The organism is Acinetobacter sp. HA, from assembly GCF_000264725.1.
Lineage (GTDB): Bacteria > Pseudomonadota > Gammaproteobacteria > Pseudomonadales > Moraxellaceae > Acinetobacter > Acinetobacter schindleri.
Map to the genome: position 1 here is coordinate 1 of NZ_AJXD01000054.1, position 5,716 is coordinate 5,716.

Below are 5,716 nucleotides of genomic sequence, written 5' to 3' on the forward strand. Positions count from 1 at the left end.
CAACATGTGCGGGTTTTTTTATTAGTTTTTTTACTTAAGCGTGTTTATGACGCATGTGCGGGAACAGGATCACGTCACGGATACTTGGCGCATTGGCAAAGATCATCACCAGACGGTCAATACCGATACCTTCACCCGCTGTTGGAGGTAAGCCATATTCTAATGCTTCAATAAAGTCTGCATCGAAGTGCATTGCTTCATCATCGCCTGCGTCTTTCTCGGCAACCTGTGCCTGGAAGCGCTCAGCCTGGTCGATCGGATCATTCAATTCTGAGAAACCATTTGCCAGCTCACGACCACCAATAAAGAATTCGAAACGGTCAGTGATGTGCGGATTGTGATCATTACGACGCGCCAGTGGAGAAGTTTCTGCTGGATATTCAGTAATGAATGTTGGCTGACGCAGTTTAGTTTCTACTGTTTCCTCAAACACGATAGTTTGCAGTTTACCCAAACCAAAACCTGGTTTCACCTGTTCTTTCAACTCTTCCTGAACGTATTTTGCCAGAAAGTCACGGTCGCCTACATTTTCAGGCGTGAACTGTGGGTTGTGCTCAAGAATCGCATCAAACATTGAGATTTTCTTGAATGGACCTTTGAAGCTAAATACTTCTTCGCCATAAGGCACATCAGTTGTACCCAAAATATCCAATGCCAGTTTTTCCAGCATTTGCTCAGTCAGTTCCATCAGGTCTTTATAGTCTGCATAAGCCTGGTAGAACTCGATCATGGTGAATTCCGGGTTATGACGAGTTGAAACACCTTCATTTCGGAAGTTACGGTTAATTTCGAACACACGCTCAAAACCACCGACAACCAGACGTTTCAAATAAAGCTCAGGTGCAATACGCAAAAACAGTGGCATGTCCAACGCATTGTGATGCGTTTCAAATGGACGCGCAGAAGCACCACCTGGAATCACGTGCATCATTGGTGTTTCCACTTCCATATAACGTTTTTCAGTCAGGAAGTTGCGGATACCAGCGACCACTTTAGCGCGGATTTCAAAAGTCTTACGTGTTTCTTCATTCACGATCAGATCCAGATAACGCTTACGATACTTCACTTCTGTATCTGTCAAGCCGTGGAATTTGTCTGGAAGTGGACGAAGTGATTTTGTTAATAATTCGAATTGTTCGATGTGTACATACAGATCGCCTTTACCCGAACGACCGATATAACCTTCAACGGCAATGATATCACCAAGGTCTAGACCTTTAATTGTAGCAAGTACTTCAGCATCTAATTCTTTACGAGGAACATACAGCTGAATACGGCCAGTCATGTCCTGAATCACGATAAATGAACCACGGTTCAACATCACACGACCCGCAACTTTTACATACACCTTTTCGCCTGCTTCAATTTCTTCTTTTGACTGGTCAGCGAACTGGTCTTGCAGATCTTGCGCGTAGTGCTCACGCTTGAAAGTATTTGGCCATGGGCTCTTGCCGGTTTCCTTGGCTTGATCTTCGATTTGCTTTAACTTGGCATGACGCTGTGCAATTAAATCGTTTTCGGAAATGATTTGTTCAGAAGTCGATTGAGCGTTAGTTTGCGTCATCTCTGCCTCGAATAAGATTAGTTAAAAAATAGAAGGTGCATACAATAGCAGATTTTGCAGTTAAATCGTAGCGTCCAGCAGCATCTCAATTGGCTTTTCTTTTCAAATATCTGGGGAAGGCTCAAATTCCTCTTTTGGGCAGGGCCTTTCACCCTAACCAAGCCGAGGAATATACAGTTTTAATTGACCAATTAATCAAAAAATAACGTTTTAATATCAAATTCTTTACAGAACCTTTCAGTCTTTTTGACTAAGGTCGGCTTGGACTAAAGTCTTTAGACCAAATGCTAACTTCATTCCCTGTATAGAAGTTCTACAATGCTCCCTGACGCAAATCATTGCCGGACCATAAAACGAATTGATACGAACCACCATAATGAGCCAATGCACCTCTAAAATCCTTTTTTTCATGGACTTGATTCTTCACGAGAATCTACGAAATTCCATGCCATCGATGCCGATCATAAATATTGCATTGATGTGGATTACCGCAACCTCAATTATGCGACTGTGGCAGAGTTTTATAACGAGATGATTGAAAAAATTCATCCAGATATTCTGGTTGGGCACAGTCTGGGGGGTTACTGGGCACTGAAAATGTCACAGCAACACCAGATTCCTTGTGTAATTGCCAATCCAAGCCTAGCTCCCTATTTCCGCGATGATTATCCTGCAATTTGTGATAATGACCTACAACATGACATTCCTCAGCTTGCCTATATTGAGTTAGGCGATGAAATACTGGATATGCATGCAGTACAGTCCCAACTAGAAGATTATATGCAGGTAGAAGCGGTTCCCGGTGGACATCATCGCCTTGAAACACCGGAACGGATCAATCCCCTGATCCTGCAAATTCAACAGAATCTGCAAAAAAGTTAAGTATTACATTTAAAGAAGCCATAAAAAAACCCTGCATATTGCAGGGCTTTTTATTCATCTGTTGCGCTTAAGCGGCATTAGCTTCAGGCTTAGATTTGTCATCCAATACAGACCAGATATTCAGCCCAAGATCACTATGTAAATCAGGTAGATCAAGAAAAATGCTCGCGCCGAGTACTTTATGATTACATTTTTCAGCCAGTTCATTGACAGCTTTCAATGTACCGCCAGTGGCCAATACGTCATCTACAATAATCACTTTTTGTGATTGAACCTCAGCAGACATTTCCAGACGGTCCAGACCGTATTCCAGGCTATAACCCACACCAACTACTGGAGGTGGTAATTTACCTGCCTTGCGAACCAGTAACAGGCCCTTGCCGGTACGTTGAGCCAATAAGCTTGCCAATACAAAGCCACGTGCTTCAACAGCAATAAAGCTATCTACTTCTGCCAGTTTTTCAGCAGGAATGCTTGCAATCAAAGCATCAGTTAATGGACCGATGTTATTCATGAAAAGCGGTGTTAAGTCAAAGAAACTAATACCCGGCTTTGGAAAATCCTGGACAGTACGAATGTGAGACCACAATGAAGTAGACATATTGCTCATGGGAGATCGTTAGATAAGAAAAAGGAACCGGCAAATTTTAAACTGAATTACGACTAAAGGATAGGGAAAACCGAGTATTATTGCAGCGATACCCCTATCGACATGCAATTATTTACTTATATTTCATTAATTTATAAGAGCACTTTTTTCATAAAAAATTTAATGATTGTTTTAAATCCATGAATCATTACCCAACGGTAAAATATTTTTTTATTTCTCTCAGTGTGAGAAACAATAAGCTTTTATTTATTTGCATAAATAAAATTATATTTCGGCATTTTCAAGAGAATAAAAAGCTTGAGTAAAGGACTTTTACTGACCCGGATCACTATTCTGCTTTTAATTTTGCTGTTTAAACTGTTATCTACTTTACTTTCTGAACAGAACTGCGTAAAAATTTAGCCAAATATGTCCGCTATTAAATGCCATATTATTAGAGTCTTGCCTGTTTAGGATTTTTGAGCCAGCTTCCATATTCGCTGGTTTTGGAGAGTTACATGAAAAAATATCAATGCATCGTTTGTGGATGGATTTACGACGAAGCGGAAGGTTGGCCTCAGGACGGGATCGTCCCTGGTACTAAATGGGAAGATATTCCAGATGACTGGACCTGCCCAGACTGTGGCGTTTCTAAAGTCGATTTTGAAATGATCGAAATCTGATTTCGCCCAAACAAAGGCCATATTGAGTGGTCTTTTTTTATGCCTTTCTACTATCTATAAAAAAGCATGGAGTTAAATATGCATCCTATCGTCATCATTGGTTCAGGTATGGCAGGCTATGCTGTCGCACGCGAATTCCGCAAGCTGAATCCAGACCATGAACTCGTCATGATTTGTGCCGATGATGCAACCAACTACGCCAAACCGACACTTTCCAATGCTTTAGTAGGCAAAAAAGCACCCGAAAATATTGCCTTGGGCGATGCTGCCAAAATGGCAGCTCAGTTAAATATGCGTATCGAAACGCATACTTGGGTTAAAGCCATAGATGCTACTGCACATGAACTGACTGTTGTAAAAGATCAGTCTGAGCAAAAACAGGCATATTCAAAACTGGTTCTTGCCGTGGGTGCACAGCCAATTCGTCTTGCAATTGCTGGTGATGGCAGTGACGATATTCACGTGGTCAACAACCTGACTGATTATAAAGCTTTCCGTACCAGCCTGGAAAAACGTGAAGATAAGCGGGTAGTGATTTTGGGTGCCGGTTTGATTGGCTGTGAATTTGCCAATGACCTTCAGCACACGGACCATCAAGTGACTGTAATTGACTTGGCACCTCAGCCTCTAGCCCGTTTATTGCCTTCACATGTTGCAGATGTTTTCCAGCAAAACCTGGAAGAAACTGGTATTAACTTTGTATTAGGCACGACTGTAGAGAAAGTCTCTAAAGTTGAAAATGGTGACTACCTGGTGACATTAGCCAATGGTCAGTCAGTCGTTGCAGATGTGGTTCTGTCTGCAGTGGGCTTACAACCAAATGCCTCGGTAGCCAAAGAGTCTGGTGTACAAATCGGTCGTGGTATCTTGACCAATAGCCAGCTCGAAACGAATTTAGCTGATATTTTCGCTGTCGGTGACTGTGCTGAAGTGAATGGTACTTTATTGCCTTATGTGATGCCGATCATGCAGCAGGCGCGTGCGCTGGCTAAAACCTTGAATGGTGAAACGACAGCAGTGCATTATCCAGCAATGCCTGTTGCGGTAAAAACACCTGCTGCTCCCCTGACTGTACTGCCTGCACCCGCCAATATTGATGTAACCTGGGACACTGAAGAGTTTGAGGATGGCATGATTGCCAAAGCCACAGATACTGAAGGAACCCTGCGCGGCTTTGTACTATTAGGCGCTACCGCAGCGAAACAGCGTCTTATATTGACTAAGCAGGTTCCTGACTTGATTCCTGTATCAGTTTAAGGTTTAAATACAAAGGACATTCTTTGTACAGAATGTCCTTTTATAGGGAACTTAACATGAATAGTCATGTGCAATCGAGTCTATTACCATCACCATATACTGCTTTCATGCATGAAACCAAGGTTGACCTTGGCAATGGTATTGAATTGCATGTAGAGGTAGGTGGTCAGGAGAATCACCCGACCTTGTTGCTGATTATGGGCCTGGGTGCACAGATGCTGTATTGGCCGGACTTTTTCTGTAAATCTTTTATCGACCAAGGTTTCCGGGTCATCCGTTTTGATAACCGCGATATTGGCCTATCCTCTAAAGTCCATCATAAAGGTCCACGATTAAATACCATTAAACTGATGAGTCGCTTCATGCTAGGCCTGGGTAACCAGGGAGCACCTTATACCCTGTATGACATGGCAGATGACGTCAGTCTGCTGATTGATAAAATGGAACTGGACGAGGTGTATGTGCTCGGTGCTTCAATGGGTGGTATGATTGCCCAGATTCTGGCAGCACGTTATCCTGAAAAGGTTAAAAAGCTGGCCCTGTTATTTACCAGTAACAATCAGCGTCTGTTACCTCCACCATTTCCAAAACAGCTCTTTAGTCTGATTGGCAAACCCGCTTCGCAGGATGAAAATGGTATAATTGACCATAGTTTAAAACTGTTTAACATCATTGGCTCGCCTGGTTATATCAATCAGCTTGAGGCAATGCAGACCGCCCGTAAATTATATAATCGAAGTT

General features: G+C 42.5%; 6 protein-coding genes. 4 read left to right on the forward strand and 2 right to left on the reverse strand.

Going from position 1 to position 5,716, the window contains the following annotated elements; translation table 11 throughout:
• Positions 1-34: 34 nt before the first annotated feature.
• Positions 35-1,564, reverse strand: a complete 1,530-nt coding sequence (gene lysS, locus HADU_RS10450) for a lysine--tRNA ligase (protein ID WP_008306008.1) — start codon at positions 1,562-1,564, stop codon at positions 35-37.
• A gap of 450 nt (positions 1,565-2,014) precedes the next feature.
• Here lysS and HADU_RS10455 point away from each other — a divergent pair, with 450 nt between their 5' ends.
• Positions 2,015-2,446: a YqiA/YcfP family alpha/beta fold hydrolase gene (locus HADU_RS10455; protein ID WP_413540698.1), complete on the forward strand. Its 432-nt coding sequence runs from the start codon at positions 2,015-2,017 to the stop codon at positions 2,444-2,446.
• Positions 2,447-2,513: 67 nt separating this feature from the next.
• Here the strand turns inward: HADU_RS10455 and HADU_RS10460 are convergent, their stop codons facing one another.
• A complete protein-coding gene (locus HADU_RS10460; protein WP_004810869.1) occupies positions 2,514-3,056 on the reverse strand; it encodes an adenine phosphoribosyltransferase in 543 nt (180 codons plus the stop codon).
• Between the two features lie 497 nt (positions 3,057-3,553).
• Here HADU_RS10460 and rubA point away from each other — a divergent pair, with 497 nt between their 5' ends.
• The 3 genes from rubA to HADU_RS10475 all read left to right on the forward strand — a co-directional run.
• The gene (rubA, locus tag HADU_RS10465) at positions 3,554-3,718 is read left to right on the forward strand and encodes a rubredoxin RubA (RefSeq protein ID WP_004783011.1); all 165 of its coding nucleotides are present in this window, start codon (positions 3,554-3,556) and stop codon (positions 3,716-3,718) included.
• A gap of 78 nt (positions 3,719-3,796) precedes the next feature.
• Positions 3,797-4,975: an NAD(P)/FAD-dependent oxidoreductase gene (locus HADU_RS10470; protein WP_004810871.1), complete on the forward strand. Its 1,179-nt coding sequence runs from the start codon at positions 3,797-3,799 to the stop codon at positions 4,973-4,975.
• 56 nt (positions 4,976-5,031) lie between these two features.
• The coding region (locus HADU_RS10475; protein WP_008306019.1) for an alpha/beta fold hydrolase at positions 5,032-5,716 on the forward strand (685 nt) is incomplete at its 3' end.